This window comes from Arthrobacter sp. Y3223164, assembly GCF_059091005.1.
On the sequence record NZ_JBNHGF010000599.1, the window covers coordinates 1 to 1,194 of the forward strand.

A 1,194-nucleotide genomic window follows, 5' to 3' on the forward strand; every position below is an offset into this window, starting at 1 on the left:
GCCGGCCAGGTCGCCGTACGCACCCTCCAGCAGGCCGATCGTGTAGTCCGGCATGCCCGCGTTCGCGGCCCGGGCCGCAGCCACCACCGTGGCCGACGGATCGTTCCACAGGTACAGCCGCGGGTACACCGGGATGCAGTGCCCGCCGACGGCGATGCCGGGCTGGTGGATATGGCTGTAGGGCTGGGAGTTGGACGCCTCGATCACCTGGTAGATGTCGATCCCGGCGGTCGCGGCATAGCGGGCGAACTGGTTCGCCAACCCGATGTTCACGTCCCGGTAAGTGGTCTCGGCGAGCTTGGCCAGCTCGGAGGCCTCGGCCGAGCCCAGGTCCCAGACGCCGTTGCCGCGCGCCAGGTCCGGGCGGTCGTCGAAGTCCAGCACCGCCTCGTAAAACTCCTGCGCCGCCGCGGCACCGGCCCCGGAGAGCCCGCCGATGAGCTTGGGATACTTCCGCAGGTCCTCGAACACCCGGCCGGTCAGCACCCGCTCCGGGGAAAAGACCACATGGAAGTCCTCGCCCTCGACCAGGCCGGAGCCGGCCTCGAGCATCGGCTTCCACCGGGTCCGGGTGGTGCCTACCGGCAGCGTGGTCTCGTAGGAGACCAGGGTGCCCGGCGTCAGGTGCCGAGCCAGCTCCTGCGTGGCAGCATCCATCCAGCCGAAGTCGGGCTTGGCCTCCGCGTCCACGAACAGGGGCACCACCAGCACCACGGCGTCTGCTCCCGGCACCGCGTCCGCATAGTCGGTGGTCGCCCGCAGCCTGCCCGCCGGCACCAGCTCGGCCAGCCTGTCCTGGAGCCCCGCCTCCCCCGGGAACGGCTCGCTGCCCGCGTTGACCAGGTCGACCACGGCGGGGTTGACGTCCACGCCGACGACCTCGTGCCCCTTCGAGGCGAACTGGGCGGCCAACGGCAACCCGATCTTTCCCAGAGCAATGACAGCGATCTTCAAGAGCAAAGGCCTTTTCTCGTTGTGTCGGTGTGTCGGCCCTTCGGCCCAGAGTCAAGGGTATCGCTTGTTCGCGTCAGCCTCCGGTACCGCAGGTTATCCACATACCGGAAGCCGAACAGTAAAATAGCGCGCCCTTCGGCCTAGGTTCCTTGTCATGGTCCTTCATCTGACGCTGGTGGCGGCCCCCGGCCTTCCGGCCACCGCGGCGGCCTGGGTCGCGGCGCATGCCGATGCCGTCGC

1 protein-coding gene is annotated in these 1,194 nt (G+C 69.1%); it reads right to left on the bottom strand.

The features are described from left to right. Positions 1-954, bottom strand: a 954-nt coding sequence (locus tag AC5RUJ_RS16730) for a nucleotide sugar dehydrogenase (RefSeq protein ID WP_494156299.1), incomplete at its 3' end; no start/stop codon positions are given. Positions 955-1,194 lie beyond the last annotated feature (240 nt).